We start from the raw sequence: 19611 nt of genomic DNA on the forward strand, positions 1-19611 counted from the left end.
GACAAGGAACAGGACGGCGCGCGCCGCCCGTCTCACCGGCGGCGAGACCGGATCATCCCCACGATGTCATGGACCTGATCCAGCACCGGCCGCGCGATGGCCTCGGCCCTGTCGGCCCCCTCGCCAAGGATACGGTCGATCTCGGCGGGGTCCTGCATCAGGTCGACCATGCGCGTCGTGATCGGTTCCAGCTTCGCCACAGCCAGATCGGCCAGTGCGGGCTTGAAGGTGCCGAAGGCGGCCCCGGCGTACTGGGCGATCACCTGTTCCGCACTGATGCCGCCAAGCGCGGCATAGATGTTGACCAGGTTGCGCGCCTCGGGGCGGTCCTTCAGCCCGTCCAGCGTTTCGGGCAGCGGCGCGGGATCGGTCTTGGCCTTGCGGATCTTCCTGGCGATGGTGTCGGCGTCATCGGTCAGGTTGATGCGGCTCTGGTCCGAGGGGTCGGACTTCGACATCTTGCTGGTCCCGTCGCGCAGCGACATCACGCGGGTGGCGGCGCCCTCGATCACCGGCTCGGTGATCGGGAAGAAGTTCACGCCGTAGTCGTGGTTGAACTTCATGGCGATGTCGCGGGTCAGTTCCAGGTGCTGCTTCTGGTCCTCGCCCACCGGCACATGGGTGGCCTTGTAGGCCAGGATGTCGGCGGCCATCAGCGAGGGATAGGCCAGCAGCCCCAGCGAGGAATTCTCGGCGTTCTTGCCGGCCTTGTCCTTGAACTGGGTCATCCGGTGCATCCAGCCGATGCGCGCCACGCAGTTGAAGATCCAGGCAAGCTCGGCATGGGCGGAAACCTGGCTCTGGTTGAACAGGATCGACCGCGCCGGGTCGATGCCTGCCGCGATGAAGCCCGCCGCCGCCTCGCGCGTCTGCCTGCGCAGCTTCTCGGGATCCTGCCAGACGGTGATCGCGTGCATGTCGACGAGGCAATAGACCGTCTCGATCCCCTCGTCCTGCTTTTCCACGAAGCGCTTCAGCGCGCCGAGATAGTTGCCGAGCGTCAGCCCCCCCGAGGGCTGGATGCCCGAGAAGATGCGCGTCGGGAAAGCCTGAGGCGTTTGGACCGGCTCGGCCATGGGATGCTCCGTCTGGTAATGGGTGCCGCGACGGCTTATCGCTGGCGGCACGGGGCGTCAATCACGGCCCCTGGAGACCCCGCGATGGACGACCGCAACGCCCCCCCGCTGAACCCGCTGCCGCCGGTGGTCTGGCTGCTGGCCCTGCCGGTGATCGCGATGGAGGTGGTCGTGGGCCTTGGCGCATCGGGGCTGGTGGGCGGCCCGGGGGCGGTCGGGTGGCGGCTGGATGCGGTGCAGCGGTTCGCCTTCTCGCCCGAGCTGGCGCGCTGGATGTGGGCGAACGACACCTGGCCCGCGGCGGGGATGATGCGGTTCGTCAGCTATCCGCTGGTGCATGTGAACCTGACGCACACGCTGTTCGTGGTGGTGTTCCTGCTGGCCCTGGGCAAGTTCGTGGGCGAGGTGTTCCGGGGGTGGGCGGTGCTGGCGGTGGTGCTGGGTGCGACCGTCGCCGGGTCGGTGAGCTATGCCGTGGTGCCCTGGATCGAGATGCCGATGATCGGGGGCTATCCGCCGGTCTACGGGCTGATCGGGGCCTTCACCTTCATCCTGTGGACGAACCTCGGCCAGCGGGGGGCGAACCGGGCGCGGGCCTTCACGCTGATCGGGATGCTGCTGGCGGTGCAGTTCGTGTTCGGGCTGCTGTTCGGGGGCGGGCCGGAATGGGTGGCCGACATCGCGGGCTTCGCGGCCGGGTTCCTGCTGTCCTTCGTGGTCAGCCCGGGGGGCTGGGCGCGGGTGGTGGCGAAGCTGCGGGACCGATAGCGTGGGGCGTCCCACGATGGGACATTTTTTAATGTCAACGATTCCAATGGGTTGGGGTGTTCGTCTTAACCACTTTTTAACACTCGCCCCGGGCCCCCTTCGGCCCGGGTCACGGGTGCCTGCCGGTCAGGCGCGTTCCAGAACCTCGACACAGAGCACGGTCGGCAGGTGGCGGGCGATTTCCTGCCAGCTGTCGCCTTCGTCGGTGCTGGCAAAGACCGACCCCGAGTTGGTGCCGAAATAGACGCCGGCAGGTTCCGCCGTATCGCCCGCCATGGCCTGCCGCAGGACGGTGAAGAAGCAGCCGCGCTGTGGCAGCCCGTCGCGCATCGCGGCCCAGGTGGCGCCGCCGTCGCGCGACCGCCAGACCGCCGCCGCCGCATCGGGCGGATAGCGCCCTGCCATGTCGCCGTTGAGCGGCAGCGTCCAGACCGTCTGCGGGTCGCGCGGATGCACACGGATCGGGAAGCCGAAGGTCGAGGGCAGGCCCGCCGTGATGTCATCCCAGCTGCGCCCGCCGTCGTTGCTGCGGAACACGCCATGATGGTTCTGCTGGTAGAGCACGTCGCCCTTGCCCCCGGGCGCCCGCATCATGTTGTGCACGCAATGGCCGGTGTCGCCGTCCTTCGGTGCCGCCGGATGGTCGTGATGGCAGGCCTCGGCATTCGACAGCCGGTTGCGGCGTTCCCATGTGGCGCCGCCATCCTCGGAGGCGAAGACACCGGCGGCCGAGATGGCGACCCACAGCTTTGCCGGGTCGGCCGGATCGGCGACGATGGTGTGCAGCGTCAGCCCGGCCGCACCGGGTTGCCAGCTGTCGGACGAGGGGTGATCGGTCAGGCCGCGCAGTTTCTGCCAGGTCCGGCCGCCGTCGTCGCTGGCCACCAGCGTCGCGGGCTTGGCACCGGCATAGAGCCGGCCATGGGCGTGGGCCAGCGACCAGATCTGGGCGAATTCATCGGCAAAGGGCGGATCTCCGGGCTGCCAGCCGATCATTGCCGCGAAATCGGCATCGTTCGCGGCCCATTCGTCCATCTGACCCTTCGTCAGCTTTGACAAGGTCCAGCCGGTTCCGCCGTCGTCGCTGCGCCAGACCCCCGCGCCGAACCAGTCGCCCCCGCCGCCTGCCCAGATCGTGCCGGTCGCCGGGTCGCCGGTGGCGTGGTTGATCGGCCAGCCACCGCAGAACGGGCCGGACAGGCGCCAATCCTGACGGTCGCCGGAATCTTCCAGCAGAAACAGTCCTTTGGTCGTTCCGACCATGAGTGTCCTGGGGGTGTGCATCGCGCCTCTCCTCGCCTGCCGCAGGGGAAGGCTACGCCGGTTCGGCGCTTTCGGAAACCCCCGGCGGCAGCGGATCAGGGCTTGCGGCGGAAAGCGGCGGCCAGTTCGGCCAGGCGGAACGCGCCAAGCGCCGCGCCGGCGGCGAAGTACACCGCGATCCCGGCGGCCACCAGCAGCGCAAGCGCCAGATAGCGCAGGCCGGGCAGCCCCAGCATCGGCCCGAGCAGCAGCGCCACGCCCCAGAGCGCGCCCCCCATCACCACCGAGGCCAGCGCGATGCGCGGCAGGCGATGGCGGAACCGGTCGTCGAAGGCGGCCGCCTCGCCCATCCCGCGGGTGCCGCGCCAGAGCTGCCAGACCATCGTCCAGCCCGCGACGGTGGTCGCCAGCGCCGCCGCCATGAAGCCGATCACCGGCATCAGCGACACGGCAAGGGCGGCGTTGACCAGCATCGAGACGACGGCATAGCGGAACGGGCGGCGCGTATCCTCGCGCGCGTAGTAGAGCGGCTGGAACACCTTGTGCAGCACGAAGGCGGGCAGGCCCAGCCCGTAGGCGGCGAGGGCCAGCGCGGTGGCCGCCGTGTCGTCGGCGGTGAAGGCGCCGCGTTCGAACAGCACCGCGCAGAGCGGCATGGCGATGACGACCAGCGCCACCGCCGCGGGCAGCGTCAGCGCCAGGGCGAATTCGCTGCCACGGTTGAAGCTGTCGCGGCCGCCCTGGGCATCGCCCGCCTGCAGGCGGCGGCTGAGATCGGGCAGCAGCACGGTGCCGATGGCGATGCCCACAACCCCCAGCGGCAACTGGTACAGGCGGTCGGCGTAGGACAGCCAGGCCACCGCGCCCTCGGTGAAGCTGGCGACCTGGCGGCCGACCAGCAGGTTGACCTGCACCACGCCACCGGCCAGCACGGCGGGCGCGGCGATCACCAGAAGGCGCCGCAGGTCGGGGGTGAGGCGCGGCCAGCCGGGCGAGAACGAGAAGCCCAGCCTGCGGGCGGCAAACCAGGTGAACGCCAGCTGCGCGATGCCCGTCACCGGCACCGTCCAGGCCAGCGTCAGCCCCATGTCCCAGCCCGCGCGGTCGGCGACCAGCATGGCGGCGATGAACATCAGGTTCATCAGCACCGGGACGAAGGAGGCCTCGGTGAAGCGGCCATGCGCGTTCAGCACGCCCGAGATCAGCGCCACCAGCGAGATGAATAGGATGTAGCAGAACGAGATGCGGCCGAAGAGCACGGCGAGGTCGAACCGTTCGTCGCCGGAAAAGCCCGCGGCCATCGCCCAGACCAGCCAGGGCATCAGCAGCGTGCCCGCCACCGCGAACAGCAGCAGGATGCCGCCCAGCCCGTTGAAGGCATCGCGGGCGAAGGCGCGGGCGTCGCCGCCGCTTTCGAGCTTCTTGGAGAAGAGCGGCACGAAGGCCTGGTTGAACGCGCCCTCGGCAAAGAAGCGGCGGAACATGTTGGGCAGGCTGAAGGCCACGAGAAAGGCCTCGGCCACCGGTCCGGCGCCGAGATAGGCCGCCATCATCACGTCGCGCACGAAGCCCGCGCCGCGCGACAGCAGCGTCCAGCCGCCGACGGTGACGAAGCCGCGGATCAGGCGGACGGGCTTCATCCCTTCGCGCGCTCCGCACCCTCGGCGATGGCCTGGCGCAGCTTGCGTTCCAGCGCCTCCTGCTTCGACCGGGCGTGCAGCTTGAGGCCGAACATGTCCTTGACGTAGAAGGTGTCGACCACCTGGGCGCCATAGGTCGCGATGACCGCGCTGGCGATGTAGATGTTGTTGTTCGCCAGGGTTCGCGTCAGGTCATACAACAGTCCGGGGCGGTCGCGGGTGTCGACCTCGATGATCGTGTAGATGTCGGACCCGTCGTTGTCGAAGATGATGTGGGTGGGAAAGCGGAACTCGCGCTCGCGCTTCTTCATGCGGTCCTTGTCGCGGAACGCCTCGCGGGGGACGACCTCGCCCTTGAGGGTGCGCGCGATGACGGTCCGGAGACGGGGCAGGCGGCTGTCCTCGTAGGGGTGGCCGTCGGCATCCTGCACCCAGAACACCGCCGTCGCGTAGCCGTCCTTCGAGGTATAGGTGCGCGCATCCACCACGTTCGCCCCGGCCAGCGTCAGCGCCCCGGCAAGGCGCGAGAAGATGCCGGGGTGGTCGGCCAGTGCGAAGGCCGCGCGGGTGGCGTCGCGGTCGGGGTCGGGATGCAGGTCGATGCGGATTTCGGCATCGCCGATGCCGCGCAGCAGGCGGGCGAACACCTCCTGCGTTTCGGTCGGCAGGCCCTGCCAGTAGGGCGCGTAGTGCCGTGCCAGTTCCGCCTCGATCTCGGCGGGGGACCAGCCGGACAGGCGGGGCCGCAGCAGGCCCTTGGCCTCGTCCTCGCGGTTCACGCGGTTGACGGCCTCGAGCCCGCCCTCCAGCGCCGCCGCGGTGTCGCGGTAGAGCTTGCGCAGCAGCATGGCCTTCCAGTTGTTCCAGGTGGTCGGCCCGACACCGCGGATGTCGCAGACCGTCAGCACGGTCAGCAGGTCCAGCCGCCTGCGGGTCTTCACCGCCTTGGCGAAGTCGCGCAGCGTGCGGGGGTCGGACAGGTCGCGCTTCTGCGCCATGTCGGACATCAGCAGGTGATGGCGCACCAGCCATTCGACGGTTTCGCTTTCCTCGGGGTCGAGGCCCAGCCGGGGGCAGATGCGGCGCGCGAGCTGGGCGCCCAGGATCGAATGGTCCTCGGGTCGGCCCTTGCCGATATCGTGCAGCAGGAGCGCGACATAGAGCACCCGCCGGTTCACCCCCGCCTTGAGGATGCCGCTGGCCACGGGCAGTTCTTCCACCAGTTCGCCGCGCTCGATCTGGTCCAGCACGCTGATCGTCTGGATGATGTGCTCGTCCACCGTGTAGTGGTGGTAGACGTTGAACTGCATCATCGCCACCACCGGCTCGAATTCCGGCAGGAAGGCCGACAGGACGCCCAGTTCGTTCATCCGGCGCAGCGCGCGTTCGGGATTGCCGTGCTTCAGCATCAGGCCGAGGAAGATGTCGGCGGCGGCGGGGTCGGCGCGCATCGCGTCGTCGATCAGGTGCAGGTTCGCCGCAACCAGCCGCATCGCGTTGGGATGGATCAGATAGCCGGTGCGCAGGCCTTCGTCGAACAGGCGCAGCAGGTTCAGCTTGTCCGACAGGAAGGCGCCCGGGTCGGCCACGTCGATGCGGCCATGCAGCAGGCGGTAGCCCGCCGCCACCTTCCGGGGCCTGCGCAGAAGGCCCGCGATCGCGCTTTCCAGCCGCGCCTCGGGCTTGACGTGCCGCGCCTCGAGCCCGGTCAGGAAGATGCGCGTCAGCTCGCCGACCCTGGTCGCGTGGCGGAAGTAGTCCTGCATGAAATGCTCGACCGCCCGCCGTCCGCCGGTGTCGCGGTATCCCATGCGCGCCGCAACCTCGACCTGGGCGTCGAAGGTGAGCTGATCCATGGCGCGGCCGGCGATGTAATGCAGGTGGCAGCGCACCGCCCAGAGGAAATCCTCGGCCCGGCGGAAGGTCTCGTATTCATCGCGGGCGAACAGGCCCGCATCGACCAGACCGGCGGCAAAGGGCACGCGGTGCAGGTACTTGCCGATCCAGTAGAGCGTCTGCAGGTCGCGCAGGCCGCCCTTGCCCTCCTTGACATTGGGTTCGAGCATGTAGCGCTGGCCACCCTGCCGCTTGTGCCGGTCGGCGCGTTCGGCGAGCTTGGCCTCGATGAACTGCGGGCCGGTGTTGCGGAACAGGTCGGACCACAGCCGGTCATCCAGTTCGTCGGCCAGCGGGCGGTACCCGCTCAGGAAGCGATGTTCCAGCAGCGCCGTGCGGATGGTGATGTCATCGCGGCCGAGGCGGATGCAGTCCTTCACCGTGCGGCTGGCATGGCCGACCTTCAGCTTCAGGTCCCAGAGGATGTAGAGCATCGTCTCGATCACGCTTTCCGCCCAGGGCGTGATCTTCCACGGGGTCAGGAACAGCAGGTCGACATCGGAATGCGGCGCCATCTCGGCCCGGCCATAGCCCCCCACGGCCAGCACCGCCAGCCGTTCGGCCCCGGTCGGATTGGGCAGCGGATGCGCGATGGTCGTGGCGACGCCCAGCGTCGCGGTCACGAGGTCGTCGGTCAGCCGCGCCTGCGCGCGGATCAGCGCGCGGGCATCGAGCGGGCGGTCGGCGAAGGCCGCGGCAAGACGGGCCTGGGTGTCGGCCCGGGCGGCGGCAAGGTGGCGCACCGCGATGGCGCGCAGCCCGCCGGTCGCCCCGCGCGCCTCGTCCGCGATGGCCTGCACAAGGTCCCCGGCATCAGGCATCGTGTCGAGGAACGGGGGTGTGGGGACGCTGCCCGCCACGGCGGTCGCCATGGCGGGGTCCTGCGGCCGGTCGCCCGGCTCAGAACCCGGCGCCGGCAAAGCTGCGTGGGGCCGGGTCAATCACCAACACCTGGTTGTTGCGGATCGTGGCCACCGCCAGCCCGCGTTCGTTCGTGCCGTCGGCGCGCAGCCGGAAGATGCCGTTCACCCCCACGAAACCCGAGTTCTGGGTCAGCGCCCCCCCGGTCAGCGCGTTGGACTGGCCGTTGCGCACCAGCGCGCCGATGGCCGCGATCCCGTCATAGGCGAGGCCCGAGATCGGATGCGGCGGCTCGCCGAAGGCGGCCTGGTAGCGCGACTGGTACTGCTGGTAGAGCGCGGGATCGGGCAGCGCGAACCAGCCGCCCTGCACCGAGGGCAGGCCGAGCGTGGCCTGCGGGATATCCCATCGCGTCAGGCCGATGAACTGCTGGCCGGTCAGCCCCGCATCGCGCAGGAGCTGGGTGACAAGCGGCAGCGCCCCGGCCGTGTCGGCCGTCAGGAACAGCGCGTCGGCCCCCGCGGCCCGGGCCGAGGCGGCGATGCCGGGCACCGCCTGGGCGATGCCGTTCTGGCTGAATTCATAGCCTTGGGTCGCGACAACCGCCCCGCCCGAGCGCGCCACGCCCTGCTGGATCGCGGCGCGACCCAGCTCGCCCGCCGCCGTGCGGTCATGCACCACCATGATGCGCCGCTTGCCCTGGCGGCTGGCATAGGCCGACAGCCGCTCGGCGGTGTTGCGGAATGTCGGGCCCAGCACGAAGACGTTGCCGCCCGCGATGTCGGGATTGTTCGAGAAGGACAGCACGTTGATCCCGCGCGCCGCCATCGCGACGCCCGCGGCATTGGCCTCCTGCGCGAAGACCGGGCCGAGGATGATGCGCGCCCCCTCGTCCGCGGCGCGGATCGCCATCGCCTGGGCCTGCGCCGGCTGGCCGCCGGTCTGGTAGACCCGCAGGTCGATGCGCGCGGCCGAGCCGAGGTCGGAAATCGCCAGCCGTGCCGCGTTCTGCAGGCTGCGCGCCAGCAACTCGTCGGACGCCTGCCCCGATCCGCCGGGCACGAGCAGCGCCACCGGCACCGGCGCCGAGGTGTCGATCAGCGGGCCGCCGCCCGGCGAGGTCACGGTGCAGGCCGCCAGCATGCCGAAGGACAGGACGGCACCGACGCGCCGGAGCGCCTTGCGGGCGCGGGAAAGCCAAGACACCATGCGACAACCTCGTGACCAAGCGGACTTGCGTTGCGGGGACACTAGGGCGAAGCCTGCGCGATGTAAACTTCGCCGGAAGCGGGGACGGGCCGATGAGCGACAGAGACCTGCCGACCGCCGGGGCTGCCGCGCCGGTTCCCGCCGATGCGGCGGCCGGCGGCGCGGCGCGCCGTGTCCGGCTGGACCCGGGGCTGTACGTCGTCGCCACCCCGATCGGGGCGGCGCGCGACATCACGCTGCGCGCGCTCGACATCCTGGCCTCGGCCGATGTGCTGGCGGCCGAGGACACGCGGACGCTGCGCCATCTGATGGAAATCCACGGCATTCCGGTGGCCGGGCGCCCGCTGGTGCCCTACCACGACCACAACGGCCCGGCCGCCCGTCCCCGCCTCCTGGCCCTGCTGGGCGAGGGCCGGTCGGTGGCCTATGCCTCCGAGGCCGGCACGCCGCTGGTCGCCGATCCGGGGTTCCAGCTGGCGCGGGCGGCGGCGGCGGCGGGACATCCCGTCCTGGCGGCCCCCGGGGCATCGGCGGTGCTTGCCGCGCTGACCGTGGCGGGCCTGCCGACGGACCGGTTCCTGTTCGCCGGGTTTCCCCCCGCAGCGGCCGCCGCGCGGCTGGCCTTCCTGCGCGAGGTCACGGCGGTTCCGGCGACGCTGGTGCTGTTCGAATCGCCGAGACGGATTCACCGATTGTTAGATGATCTGCGCACAACATGCGGAGAAGGGCGCCAGGTGGCGGTCTGCCGCGAACTGACGAAACGACATGAGGAGATCCTGCGCGGACGGCTGGACGAGGTGATGCGCCGGATGGGCGATACCGACCCGCGGGGCGAGATCGTGGTGGTGCTGGACCGGGGCGAGGCCGCGGTGGCCAGCGCCGCCGACGCCCGGGCCGCGCTGGCGGCGGCGCTGCCCGGGCGATCGCTGCGCGACGCAGCGGCCCTGGTGGCGCGGGACCTGGGCCTGCCGCGGCGCGACGTCTATCAGATGGCGCTGCGGATGTCGGGAACGCCGGACGGCGAGGACGATTGAACGGGCAGCCGGGCCCGCCGCGGCGCGGCCGGATCGACGGCCATCCCGCGGGGCGGGCGTGACCAAGGCCGGGCGGGCGTGAACGGCGGATGGTTCGGTGTCGGCGGCCGGCGGGCGGGCAGCGAACGTCGGGCCCGGCGGAAACCGGGAACGGATGGGCGGGAAGCGGGTGAACGGATGACGGGAAAACGGTCCTATCTTGCGGGTCTTGCGGCAGAGGACGCCGTGGCGCGGCACTACGGGCGCAGCGGGCGGCCGATCGCGGCGCGGCGCTGGCGCAGCACCGCGGGCGAGATCGACCTTGTCGCGCGCGAGGGTGCGGAGATCGTCTTCATCGAGGTGAAGCAGGCGGAAACGCATGCGGCGGCGGCCGAACACCTCGGGCGGCGGCAGATGGACCGCATCTGCGCCTCGGCCGCGCTCTATCTCGCGGGCGAACCGGCCGGATCGCTGACGCCCATGCGGTTCGATGTGGCGCTGGTGGACGCGCTGGGGCGGATCGCGATCGTCGAGAACGCCTTCGCGGCCTGAGCGCGGCTTGCAACCGCCCCGGGCTTCGGGCATCCACGGTTGCGGAAACGGCGGAAGGCGGGCATGGCGATGAAGGTTGCGTTGCAGATGGACCCGATCGGATCGGTGAACATCGAAGCCGACAGCACGTTCCGGATCGGGCTGGAAGCCCAGGCGCGCGGGCACAGCCTGTTCTTCTACACGCCCGACATGCTGAACTTTCGCGAGGGTCGCGTGCTGGCGCGGGGCTGGCCGGTCGAGTTGCGGCGGGTGAAGGGCGACCACGTGCGCTTTGGCGAGGCGGCCGAGGTCGACCTGGCGGATTTCGACGTGGTCTGGCTGCGCCAGGATCCGCCTTTCGACATGGGCTACATCACGACGACGCATCTGCTGGAACTGGTGCATCCGAAGACGCTGGTGGTGAACGATCCGTTCTGGGTGCGCAATTCGCCGGAAAAGCTGCTGGTGCTGCGGTTTCCGGGTCTGACGCCGCCGACGCTGGTGGCGCGCGACCTGGCGACGATCCGCGCGTTCCGCGCGCAGCATGGCGACGTGATCCTGAAGCCGCTCTACGGCAACGGGGGGGCCGGGGTGTTCCGGCTGGACCCGAACGACCGCAACCTCGCCTCGCTGCACGAGCTGTTCACCGGCATCAGCCGCGAGCCGCTGATCGTGCAGAAATACGTGCCCGACGTGGTGAAGGGCGACAAGCGGATCATCCTGGTGGATGGCGAGGCGGTCGGGGCGATCAACCGGGTTCCGCAGGCGGGCGAGACGCGGTCGAACCTGCATGTCGGCGGCAGGGCGGAGCCGGTCGGGCTGACCGCCCGCGACCGCGAGATCTGCGCGGCTATCGGGCCGATGCTGCGCGAGAAGGGGCAGGTGTTCGTGGGCATCGATGTGATCGGCGACTGGCTGACCGAGATCAACGTGACCTCGCCCACCGGCATCCAGGAGCTGGAGCGGTTCGACGGCACCAGTGCGGCGGCCCGCATCTGGGAAGCGATCGAGGCCCGGCGCGCCGCCTGACCCGGCCGGGCCGTTCCGCGGCGTCCCACGATGGGACGCCAGGCCAGCCAAGCGTTTTCAATGGCTTGCCTGACAGAATTCACCGCTTGTTAAGGATTGACCCGGCGCTATCCGGTGGCGGCGAAGCTGAGGCGATAGCCCACGGCCTCGGCCACGTGGGGGCGGCGGACGGTGTCGGAGCCCGCGAGGTCGGCGATGGTGCGGGCCACCCGCAGGACGCGGTGGAACCCGCGCGCGGTCAGTCCGAAGCGGTCGGCGGCGCGGGCCAGGAGATCGCGCCCTTCGGCGTCGGGCGTGGCCACCTGTTCGAGAAGCCGCCCCTCGGCCTCGGCATTCACCCGGACGCCCGGGGCATCGGCGTAGCGGCGGCTCTGGCGGTCGCGGGCGGCCGCGACCCGGGCGGCGACGCTGGCCGAGCTTTCGCCGTCGGAGGGCAGGTCGAGGTCGCGCCAGGCCACCGGCGGCACCTCGACCCTGAGATCGAAGCGGTCCATCAGCGGGCCCGAGATGCGGCCGAGATAGTCCTGGCCGCAGGCGGGCACGCGGGCGCAGGCCCGGGCCGGATCGGTCATGAAGCCGCAGCGGCAGGGGTTGGCCGCCGCCACCAGAAGGAACCGGCAGGGATAGCGCACATGGGCGTTGGCGCGGGCGACCACCACCTCGCCCGTCTCGATGGGCTGGCGCAGGGTTTCGAGGACGGCGCGCGGAAATTCGGGAAACTCGTCCATGAACAGGACGCCGTTGTGGGCCAGGCTGATCTGGCCGGGCTTGGCGCCCTTGCCGCCGCCAACGATGGCGGCCATCGAGGCGGTGTGGTGGGGTTCGCAGAACGGCCGCGTGCGGCTGATGCCGCCCTCGCCCATCAACCCGGCAAGCGACTGCACCATCGAGGTTTCCAGCGCCTCGACCGCCGAGAGCGGCGGCAGGATGCCGGGCAGGCGGGCCGCCAGCATGGACTTGCCCGAACCCGGCGGGCCGACCATCAGCATGTGATGGCGTCCGGCGGCGGCGATTTCCAGCGCGCGCTTGGCGCGTTCCTGCCCCTTCACATCCGCGAGGTCGCGCGCGAAAGGCGGCGCGATCACCTCGCCCGCCTCGGCCGCCGCGATGGGGGACTGGCCGGTGTAGTGGCGGATCACCTCGTCCAGCGAGGCGACGCCCAGCACCTCGCAGCCACCGACCCAGGCGGCCTCGGCACCGCAGGCGCGCGGGCAGATCAGCGCGCGGTCGCCTTCTGCCGCGGCCATGGCGGCGGGCAGCGCCCCGGCCACCGGCAGGACCCGGCCATCGAGCGACAGCTCGCCCAGCGCCACGGCGCCCGCCACCTCATCCGCGGGGATGATGCCCAGCGCCGCCAGCAGCGAGAGGGCGATGGGCAGGTCGAAGTGCGAGCCTTCCTTGGGAAGGTCGGCGGGCGCGAGGTTCACCGTGATCCGCTTGGACGGCAGGGCGATGGCCATGGCAGAAAGCGCGGCGCGCACACGCTCCTTCGCCTCGCTGACCGCCTTGTCGGGCAGGCCGACGACCCCGAAGGAGGGCATGCCGGGGGCGACGGCGCATTGCACCTCGACCATCCGCGCCTCGACCCCCTCGAAGGCCACCGTATAGGCCCGCGCAACCATTGCCGCCCCGCCCGTTCATCTTCGTTAACGGGTAGGCGGGAATGGTTTACGATCGGTAAAGGGCCATGAAGGCGGGCCATGCCTCGGGGTCGGCTGCGGTCTTGTCGCGGCAGAAGGCATTGCAGAAGCCGAAGCGGCGGCCATCCAGTTCCAGCACGTCGGTCACCGGCCCGCCGGAATAGGGACAGGCCGCGTTCTCGGCCTCGGTGCCGCCGACCGCGCGGGCGGGCAGGGGCGCGGGGCCGGGCCAGGGGCGGCGCGGATAGGCACGGCGGTAGAAATCCTGGTCGGGGCCGTCGACGAGGCCCATGGCGCGCCAGCGGCGGAACGACGGGTGCGCCAGATGCGCCCGCACATAGGCCATGGCCGCCTCTGGCACGGGCAGGTTGTAGGTGGCGATGCGGGTCGCCACGGGGGCGAAGAACACGTCGGCCACAGAGTAGGCGCCGCACAGCCAGGGCCCGGTCGCCCCGGTCTGTTCGCGCGCCCAGGCCCAGATCGCCTGCAACCGGTCGAGATCGGCCAGCACCGCAGGGGGCGGGTCGCAGCCTTCGTAGCTGACGCGGAGGTTCATCGGGCAGTGGCTGCGCAGCGCGGTGAAGCCCGCGTGCATTTCCGACGCGAGCGACCGTGCCACGGCGCGGGCCGCCGGTTCCTCGGGCCAAAAGCCTGCGCGCGGATGACGGCTGGCCAGTTCCTCGGCGATGGCCGCGCTTTCCATGACCACCGTGCCCTCGGGCATCCGCAGCGCGGGCACGGTGCGGGCGGGGGCGAATTCGGCGAGCAGGGCGGGCAATTCGTCGGTATAGAGCCGCGCCCGGCGGATCGACACGGGAATGCCGAAGGCGTCGAACAGCAGCCAGCCGCGCAAGGACCAGCTGGAATAGGCGCGGTCGCCGATGGCGAGGGTGTAGCCGTCCATGGGATGTCCTTTCGGCGGGGTGCGGGCCGGATCGGCGCCGGTCGACCCTGCCTAGCGCCGCATCGCCCCGCGCACAAATGCCGTTGCGTGGTCCTTGGCATCACGGAACGTGATTGATCTGTGCCACCTGCCAGCCCGAGGGGGTGGTGGCGATGCGGGTCAGCGACAGGGTTTCGATTCGCTGCGACAGGACCGCGCCGGGGGCGGCGCCGGTGGCGATCTGGAGGGCGGCGAGGATGGCGCCGAAATGCGCGACCACGACGACATCGCCGCCAAGCGTCAGGTCGGACAGCGCGCCGGACAGGCGGCGCGACAGGTCGGCCCAGCTTTCGCCCCCCGGCGGCGCGACGGGGTCGCCGTTCCAGAAGGCGCGCGTCAGGCCGGGGTCGCGGGCGGCGGCCTGGTCGGCGGTCAGCCCCTCCCAGGCGCCGAAGTGGATTTCGCGCAGGCGCGGGTCATGCGGCAGGCGGCGGCGCGGGCCCTGGATGGCATCGGCGGTGGCGACCGCGCGCCGCAGGTCGGAGGACACGACCACAGCCGTGGCGGGCAGGGCGGCCGAAAGGCGCGACAGCGCGGCGGTGTCCGACAGGTCGGCGGGCAGGTCGGTCCAGCCGGTCATGGCGCGCGCGTGGGTGGGGCCGTGGCGCACCCACCAGAACCGCGTCATGCGCCGTCGCCGGGCATCGTGCCCTTCAGCACCAGCGGCAGGCCCGCCCAGACCGCCACCGCCAGACCGGACGCGGCCGCAAGCCGCTGGTTCAGGCGCCCCTGGGCGTCACGAAATGCGCGGGCCAGCGCGTTTTCCGGCACGATCGACAGCCCCACCTCGTTCGTGACGACGACGACGGGCGCGGCGCAGGCGGCCAGCGCGGCCATCAGTCCGTCCTCCTCGGCCGCGAGGTCGCCCCCGGCCAGCATCACGTTGGTCAGCCACATCGTCGCGCAGTCCAGCAGGACGACGGCGCCGGGCTGCACGGCCGACAGGGGTGCGGCCAGGTTGCGCGGCGCCTCGACCGTGCGCCAGCCGGGCCTGCGGGCGCGATGGATGGCGATGCGGATGCGCATCTCGTCATCGCGCGCCTCGGCGGTGGCCATGTAGACCGGCGCCCGGCCGGTGCCTGTCACAAGCCGTTCGGCGAGCGCGGATTTTCCGGACCGCGCCCCCCCGATCACGAGCGACAGCGGCGGGAGTGAAAATTTCGTCAACGTCATTGATCCGCTCCGTCCAGCTCTCCGTATCCCCTTTCGAAAGCAACAAAACGACACAGGGGATACGTCATGGCTTTCGACGGCTATACCGATCAGTCCGTGTCACGCCAAGCGATGAAAGCCGAACTTCTGGATGCCGAGACCGAGCTGCGACTGGCCTATGCCTGGCGCGACCGGCGGGACGAACAGGCGCTGCACCGCCTGATCACGGCCTACATGCGGCTGGCCATCAGCATGGCCGCCAAGTTCCGCCGCTATGGCGCCCCGATGAACGACCTGATCCAGGAGGCCAGCCTGGGCCTGATGAAGGCGGCCGACAAGTTCGACCCCGACCGGGGCGTGCGGTTCTCGACCTATGCGGTGTGGTGGATCAAGGCGAGCATCCAGGACTATGTGATGCGCAACTGGTCGATGGTGCGCACCGGGTCGACGTCCAGCCAGAAGGCGCTGTTCTTCAACCTGCGCCGGGTGCAGGCCAAGCTGGAGCGCGAGGCAGCGCAGGCGGGCGAGCGGCTGGACGCGCATCAGTTGCGCGAGAAGGTGGCGCATGAGGTCGGCGTGCCGCTGGCCGATGTGGAGATGATGGAGGGCCGGCTGTCCGGGTCGGACTTTTCGCTGAACGCCACGCAGTCGTCGGACGAGGACGGGCGCGAATGGATCGACGCGCTGGAGGATGACGGCGCGCAGGCCGAGACGCTGGTGGAGGCCAGCCACGACACCGCGCGGCTGCGCGGCTGGCTGGTCAATGCGATGCGGGCGCTGAACAGCCGCGAGCGGTTCATCGTGACCGAGCGGAAGCTGCGCGACGAGCCGCGCACGCTGGAAAGCCTGGGCGAGGAGCTTGGCCTTTCCAAGGAACGGGTGCGCCAGCTTGAGGCCGCAGCCTTTGCCAAGATGCGGAAGTGCCTTGAGGCGCAGTCGCGGGAAGTCCATAACTTCCTCGCATGAGAACCTGTCTGGCCCTCCTGCTCTGGCCGCTGGCGGCCGGGGCCGGGCCGGTGCTGCCGGACGACCTGCTGCGGCTGCCCTCTGCCGATGTGGTGATCCTGGGCGAGGTTCACGACAATGCCGCGCACCACGACCATCAGGCGCGGGCGGTTGCCGCGATCGGCCCCGCGGCGCTGGTGTTCGAGATGCTGACACCCGAACAGGCCGCGGCGGCCGCGGGCGTGGACCGTTCCGACCGCGAGGCGCTGGATGCCGCGCTTGGCTGGACGGGTTCGGGCTGGCCGGACTTTGCGCTTTACCACCCGATCCTGGCGGCGGCGCCCGCGGCGGCCATCATTGGCGGCGCCCTGCCCCGGGCCGAGGTGCGGCGCGCGATGACCGAGGGGGCCGATGCGGTGTTCGGCGCGGGGGCTGCGGCCTACGGGCTGGCCGAACCGCTGCCGCCCGATGATCAGGCGGCCCGCGAGGCGGCGCAGCAGGAGGCGCATTGCAACGCCCTGCCCGCCGAGATGCTGCCGGGCTTTGTCGCGGCGCAGCGGCTGCGCGACGCGGTGCTGGCGCGCACGGCGCTCGCGGCGCTGGCCGAACACGGCGCGCCGGTGGTGGTGATCGCGGGCACCGGGCATGCGCGGCGCGACGAGGGCATTCCCGCCGCGATGGCCGGCGCCGCGCCGGATGTGCGGGTGCTGTCGGTGGGACAGGTGGAATCGGACCCCGGGCCCGACGCGCCGTTCGACCTGTGGATCGTGACCGACCCCGCCCCGCGCGACGATCCCTGCGCCGCATTCGCGACCCCGCCCGCGCAGGGCGGTTGAGTTCGCCGCCCCGCCCGCCTACAGCTTGGGCGGGCAGCCGGAGGGCCGAGATGCTGGCGGGTAAGCGCATCCTTCTGATCGTCGGCGGCGGCATTGCCGCCTACAAGGCGCTGGAGCTTGTGCGGCTGCTGCGCAAGGCAGGCGCGGCGGTGACGCCGGTGCTGACGCGGGCGGGCACCCAGTTCGTGACGCCGCTGAGCCTGTCGGCGCTGTGCGAGCACAAGGTCCATCAGGAACTGTTCGACCTGACGGACGAGGCCGAGATGGGCCACATCCAGCTGTCGCGGTCGGCCGATCTGGTGGTCGTGGCCCCGGCGACGGCCGACCTGATGGCCCGGATGGCGGGCGGTCGCGCGGATGACCTGGCCTCGACCCTGCTGCTGGCCACCGACAAGCGCGTGCTGATCGCGCCGGCGATGAACGTGCGGATGTGGCAGCACCCGGCGACGCGGCGCAATCTGGCGCTGCTGCGCGGCGATGGCATCCTGACCGTGGGCCCGGACGAGGGCGACATGGCCTGCGGCGAATACGGGCCGGGACGGATGGCGGAACCCCCGGCGATCCTGGACGCGATCCGGGCGGCACTGGGCGCGGGGCCGCTGGCGGGACGCCATGTGATCGTGACCTCGGGGCCGACGCACGAACCCATCGATCCCGTCCGGTACATCGCCAACCGGTCCTCGGGCGCGCAGGGCACGGCCATCGCGGCGGCGCTGCGCGACCTGGGCGCGCGCGTCACCTTCGTGACCGGCCCGGCGACCGTGCCGCCGCCCCCCGGCGTGACCGTGGCGGCGGTGGAAACGGCCATGCAGATGCTGGCGGCGGTGATGGCGGCGCTGCCGGCCGATGCGGCGGTGATGGCGGCGGCGGTGGCCGACTGGCGGGTGGCCGGGGCAGCGTCAGGAAAGATGAAGAAGGACGGCACGGGGCAGCCCCCTGCCCTGTCGCTGGTGGAGAACCCCGACATCCTGGCCAGCCTGTCGCGTGGCGCAGGGCGGCCCGGCCTGGTCGTCGGCTTTGCGGCCGAGACGGATGACGTGATCGCCCATGCCACGGCCAAGCGGCTGCGCAAGGGCTGCGACTGGATCGTCGCCAATGACGTGTCGCCCGGGACCGGGATCATGGGCGGGCCGGAGAATGCGGTGACGCTGATCTCGGAGGCGGGGGCCGAGGCATGGCCGCGCCTGCCGAAGGATGAGGTGGCCCGCCGCCTGGCCGACCGGATCGCGGCGGCGCTGGCGGACCGCGACGGCGCGACCGGATGACCCCGCCGATCCGCATCCTGCGAGAACCCTGGGCCGATGCGGCGGTGCCGCTGCCCGCCTATGCCACGCCGGGGGCCGCCGGTGCGGACATCCGCGCGAACCTGCCCGCGGAGGACCGCGCGACCGGCCTGACGATTGCCCCGATGGCGCGGCTGGTGGTGCCGACCGGGCTGCGCATGGCGATACCCGAGGGCTACGAGGTGCAGATACGGCCCCGGTCCGGGCTGGCGCGGGATCATGGCATCACCCTGCCCAACACGCCTGCCACCATCGACAGCGACTATCGCGGACCGCTGGGCATCCTGCTGGTGAACCTGGGGACCCAGCCCTTCAGGCTGGGGCACGGCGACCGGATCGCACAGATGATCCTGGCGCCGGTCCTGCGCGCGGTGTTCGACGAGGTGGCAGCGCTTGATCCGACCGCGCGGGGCGCGGGGGGGTTCGGTTCGACGGGGCGCGGCTGAATGGCGATGATCCTCGCCATGGCAGCGGTGCTGTGGGGCGTCGGCATGGCGCTGCGCACGCCGGTCCGCATCCGGCTGATCATGCTGGCGGCGCTGTGGGCGGGGGTTGTGCTGCTGCATCTGGTGCTGGCTGCGGGGCATCCGCTGCGGCTGGCGACGGGGGGCGATGCGCGGCCCTGGCTGGCGCTGGGTGTGGTGGTGGCGGCGGTTGCGGCCTATCGCATGGCGCTGGCCCGTCTGCGGGCCCGCGCCGCGCCGGTGGCCGCCGCCGCCCTGCCCCGCAGCGGGTTTCGCGAGGCCGAGCTGAACCGCTATGCCCGCCACATCATGCTGCGCGAGGTGGGCGGCACCGGGCAGCGGCGGCTCAAGGCCGCGCGCGTGCTGGTGGTGGGGGCGGGGGGCCTGGGTTCGCCCGCCCTGCTGTATCTGGCGGCGGCGGGCGTCGGCACCATCGGCGTGATCGACGACGACACCGTGGATGGCACGAACCTGCAACGCCAGATCGTGCATGCCGATGACCGGATCGGAATGCCCAAGGTGTTTTCGGCCGAGGCGGCGATGCGGGCGCTGAACCCGTTTGTCGAGGTCCGGCCGTTCCGGCGGCGCCTGACGGCCGAGATCGCGCCGGGGCTGATCGGCGATTTCGACCTGGTGCTGGACGGATCGGACAATTTCGACACACGCTATCTGGTGAACCGCGCCTGTGCGCAGGCGGGGGTGCCGCTGGTCGCCGGCGCGATCACGCAGTGGGAGGGGCAGGTGTCGGTCTATGATCCGGCGCGCGGCGCGCCCTGCTATGAATGCGTGTTTCCGGTGCGCCCGGCGCCCGGCATGGTGCCGACCTGCGCCGAGGCGGGGGTGATCGCGTCGCTGCCCGGGGTGATCGGCGCGATCATGGCGACCGAGGCGCTGAAGCACCTGGCCGGGGCGGGCGACACGCTGGCAGGCCAGCTGATGATCCATGATGCGCTGCATGCGGAAACCCGCGTCATCGCGGTGAAACGCCGGGCGGATTGCGCCTGCTGCGGCGATGCCGCGCGGGCTGGCTGGACAGCGCCCGCGCCCGCGCCATAGTCTGAC

Annotated in this window: 18 protein-coding genes; 9 read left to right on the forward strand and 9 right to left on the reverse strand. The window is 71.3% G+C overall.

Annotated elements, in window-relative coordinates:
- Positions 1 to 32 precede the first annotated feature (32 nt).
- Entirely contained in the window at positions 33 to 1076 is a 1044-nt protein-coding gene (gene trpS / locus KF887_17700) for a tryptophan--tRNA ligase (GenBank protein QYK41187.1), read from the reverse strand.
- Positions 1077 to 1160: 84 nt separating this feature from the next.
- On the opposite strand from trpS, the gene KF887_17705 reads away from it, so the two are divergent.
- Complete coding sequence (locus KF887_17705; GenBank protein ID QYK41188.1) at positions 1161 to 1844, forward strand: rhomboid family intramembrane serine protease; 684 nt, start codon at positions 1161 to 1163, stop codon at positions 1842 to 1844.
- A gap of 126 nt (positions 1845 to 1970) precedes the next feature.
- On the opposite strand, the gene KF887_17710 is transcribed toward KF887_17705, so the two are convergent.
- The 4 genes from KF887_17710 to KF887_17725 all read right to left on the reverse strand — a co-directional run bounded on the left by KF887_17710 (position 1971) and on the right by KF887_17725 (position 8713).
- Complete coding sequence (locus KF887_17710) at positions 1971 to 3128, reverse strand: exo-alpha-sialidase (GenBank protein QYK41189.1); 1158 nt, start codon at positions 3126 to 3128, stop codon at positions 1971 to 1973.
- Positions 3129 to 3202: 74 nt separating this feature from the next.
- A complete protein-coding gene (gene murJ, locus KF887_17715; protein ID QYK41190.1) occupies positions 3203 to 4747 on the reverse strand; it encodes a murein biosynthesis integral membrane protein MurJ in 1545 nt (514 codons plus the stop codon).
- Positions 4744 to 7515: a [protein-PII] uridylyltransferase gene (locus KF887_17720; protein ID QYK41191.1), complete on the reverse strand. Its 2772-nt coding sequence runs from the start codon at positions 7513 to 7515 to the stop codon at positions 4744 to 4746. The genes murJ and KF887_17720 overlap by 4 nt, the downstream gene beginning before the upstream one ends.
- A gap of 28 nt (positions 7516 to 7543) precedes the next feature.
- Entirely contained in the window at positions 7544 to 8713 is a 1170-nt protein-coding gene (locus tag KF887_17725) for a penicillin-binding protein activator (GenBank protein ID QYK41192.1), read from the reverse strand.
- Positions 8714 to 8805: 92 nt separating this feature from the next.
- Here KF887_17725 and rsmI point away from each other — a divergent pair, with 92 nt between their 5' ends.
- From rsmI to gshB, 3 genes are all read left to right on the forward strand, one after another.
- The gene (rsmI, locus tag KF887_17730) at positions 8806 to 9747 is read left to right on the forward strand and encodes a 16S rRNA (cytidine(1402)-2'-O)-methyltransferase (protein QYK41193.1); all 942 of its coding nucleotides are present in this window, start codon (positions 8806 to 8808) and stop codon (positions 9745 to 9747) included.
- A gap of 177 nt (positions 9748 to 9924) precedes the next feature.
- Positions 9925 to 10278, forward strand: coding sequence for a YraN family protein (locus tag KF887_17735; protein QYK41194.1), 354 nt, complete (start codon positions 9925 to 9927; stop codon positions 10276 to 10278).
- Between the two features lie 63 nt (positions 10279 to 10341).
- Complete coding sequence (gshB, locus tag KF887_17740; protein QYK41195.1) at positions 10342 to 11286, forward strand: glutathione synthase; 945 nt, start codon at positions 10342 to 10344, stop codon at positions 11284 to 11286.
- Positions 11287 to 11393: 107 nt separating this feature from the next.
- On the opposite strand, the gene KF887_17745 is transcribed toward gshB, so the two are convergent.
- The 4 genes from KF887_17745 to cobU all read right to left on the reverse strand — a co-directional run bounded on the left by KF887_17745 (position 11394) and on the right by cobU (position 15042).
- Positions 11394 to 12908, reverse strand: coding sequence for a YifB family Mg chelatase-like AAA ATPase (locus tag KF887_17745; GenBank protein ID QYK41196.1), 1515 nt, complete (start codon positions 12906 to 12908; stop codon positions 11394 to 11396).
- A gap of 46 nt (positions 12909 to 12954) precedes the next feature.
- Positions 12955 to 13830 carry a glutathione S-transferase gene (locus KF887_17750; GenBank protein ID QYK41197.1) on the reverse strand — a complete coding sequence of 292 codons (876 nt, stop codon included), beginning with the start codon at positions 13828 to 13830 and terminating at the stop codon, positions 12955 to 12957.
- A gap of 100 nt (positions 13831 to 13930) precedes the next feature.
- A complete protein-coding gene (locus KF887_17755; protein QYK41198.1) occupies positions 13931 to 14497 on the reverse strand; it encodes a histidine phosphatase family protein in 567 nt (188 codons plus the stop codon).
- Entirely contained in the window at positions 14494 to 15042 is a 549-nt protein-coding gene (gene cobU / locus KF887_17760) for a bifunctional adenosylcobinamide kinase/adenosylcobinamide-phosphate guanylyltransferase (protein ID QYK41199.1), read from the reverse strand. Before cobU ends, KF887_17755 begins: the two co-directional genes overlap by 4 nt.
- Positions 15043 to 15108: 66 nt before the next feature.
- Between cobU and KF887_17765 the strand changes: the two genes are divergently transcribed.
- The 5 genes from KF887_17765 to KF887_17785 are packed head-to-tail and all read left to right on the forward strand — an operon-like array spanning position 15109 to position 19605.
- On the forward strand, positions 15109 to 15987 hold the full coding sequence (locus KF887_17765; GenBank protein QYK41200.1) for an RNA polymerase factor sigma-32: 879 nt from the start codon (positions 15109 to 15111) through the stop codon (positions 15985 to 15987).
- On the forward strand, positions 15984 to 16802 hold the full coding sequence (locus KF887_17770; protein QYK41201.1) for a ChaN family lipoprotein: 819 nt from the start codon (positions 15984 to 15986) through the stop codon (positions 16800 to 16802). Before KF887_17765 ends, KF887_17770 begins: the two co-directional genes overlap by 4 nt.
- A 50-nt stretch (positions 16803 to 16852) precedes the next feature.
- Positions 16853 to 18067, forward strand: a complete 1215-nt coding sequence (gene coaBC / locus KF887_17775) for a bifunctional phosphopantothenoylcysteine decarboxylase/phosphopantothenate--cysteine ligase CoaBC (GenBank protein ID QYK41202.1) — start codon at positions 16853 to 16855, stop codon at positions 18065 to 18067.
- The gene (gene dut, locus KF887_17780) at positions 18064 to 18531 is read left to right on the forward strand and encodes a dUTP diphosphatase (GenBank protein QYK41203.1); all 468 of its coding nucleotides are present in this window, start codon (positions 18064 to 18066) and stop codon (positions 18529 to 18531) included. Before coaBC ends, dut begins: the two co-directional genes overlap by 4 nt.
- Positions 18532 to 19605: a HesA/MoeB/ThiF family protein gene (locus KF887_17785; GenBank protein QYK41204.1), complete on the forward strand. Its 1074-nt coding sequence runs from the start codon at positions 18532 to 18534 to the stop codon at positions 19603 to 19605.
- The last annotated feature ends 6 nt before the right edge of the window (positions 19606 to 19611 follow it).

It is taken from the genome of Paracoccaceae bacterium, assembly GCA_019454225.1.
Taxonomy (GTDB): Bacteria; Pseudomonadota; Alphaproteobacteria; order Rhodobacterales; family Rhodobacteraceae.

Coding starts and splice junctions, on each gene's coding strand:
- cobU (QYK41199.1), bottom strand. CDS start 15,042: ATGACGTTGACGAAATTTTCACTCCCGCCGCTGTCGCTCGTGATCGGG.
- KF887_17745 (QYK41196.1), bottom strand. CDS start 12,908: ATGGTTGCGCGGGCCTATACGGTGGCCTTCGAGGGGGTCGAGGCGCGG.
- trpS (QYK41187.1), bottom strand. CDS start 1,076: ATGGCCGAGCCGGTCCAAACGCCTCAGGCTTTCCCGACGCGCATCTTC.
- KF887_17765 (QYK41200.1), top strand. CDS start 15,109: ATGGCTTTCGACGGCTATACCGATCAGTCCGTGTCACGCCAAGCGATG.
- dut (QYK41203.1), top strand. CDS start 18,064: ATGACCCCGCCGATCCGCATCCTGCGAGAACCCTGGGCCGATGCGGCG.
- KF887_17710 (QYK41189.1), bottom strand. CDS start 3,128: ATGCACACCCCCAGGACACTCATGGTCGGAACGACCAAAGGACTGTTT.
- gshB (QYK41195.1), top strand. CDS start 10,342: ATGGCGATGAAGGTTGCGTTGCAGATGGACCCGATCGGATCGGTGAAC.
- KF887_17720 (QYK41191.1), bottom strand. CDS start 7,515: ATGGCGACCGCCGTGGCGGGCAGCGTCCCCACACCCCCGTTCCTCGAC.
- KF887_17705 (QYK41188.1), top strand. CDS start 1,161: ATGGACGACCGCAACGCCCCCCCGCTGAACCCGCTGCCGCCGGTGGTC.
- KF887_17755 (QYK41198.1), bottom strand. CDS start 14,497: ATGACGCGGTTCTGGTGGGTGCGCCACGGCCCCACCCACGCGCGCGCC.
- KF887_17750 (QYK41197.1), bottom strand. CDS start 13,830: ATGGACGGCTACACCCTCGCCATCGGCGACCGCGCCTATTCCAGCTGG.
- coaBC (QYK41202.1), top strand. CDS start 16,853: ATGCTGGCGGGTAAGCGCATCCTTCTGATCGTCGGCGGCGGCATTGCC.
- KF887_17785 (QYK41204.1), top strand. CDS start 18,532: ATGGCGATGATCCTCGCCATGGCAGCGGTGCTGTGGGGCGTCGGCATG.
- rsmI (QYK41193.1), top strand. CDS start 8,806: ATGAGCGACAGAGACCTGCCGACCGCCGGGGCTGCCGCGCCGGTTCCC.
- murJ (QYK41190.1), bottom strand. CDS start 4,747: ATGAAGCCCGTCCGCCTGATCCGCGGCTTCGTCACCGTCGGCGGCTGG.
- KF887_17735 (QYK41194.1), top strand. CDS start 9,925: ATGACGGGAAAACGGTCCTATCTTGCGGGTCTTGCGGCAGAGGACGCC.
- KF887_17770 (QYK41201.1), top strand. CDS start 15,984: ATGAGAACCTGTCTGGCCCTCCTGCTCTGGCCGCTGGCGGCCGGGGCC.
- KF887_17725 (QYK41192.1), bottom strand. CDS start 8,713: ATGGTGTCTTGGCTTTCCCGCGCCCGCAAGGCGCTCCGGCGCGTCGGT.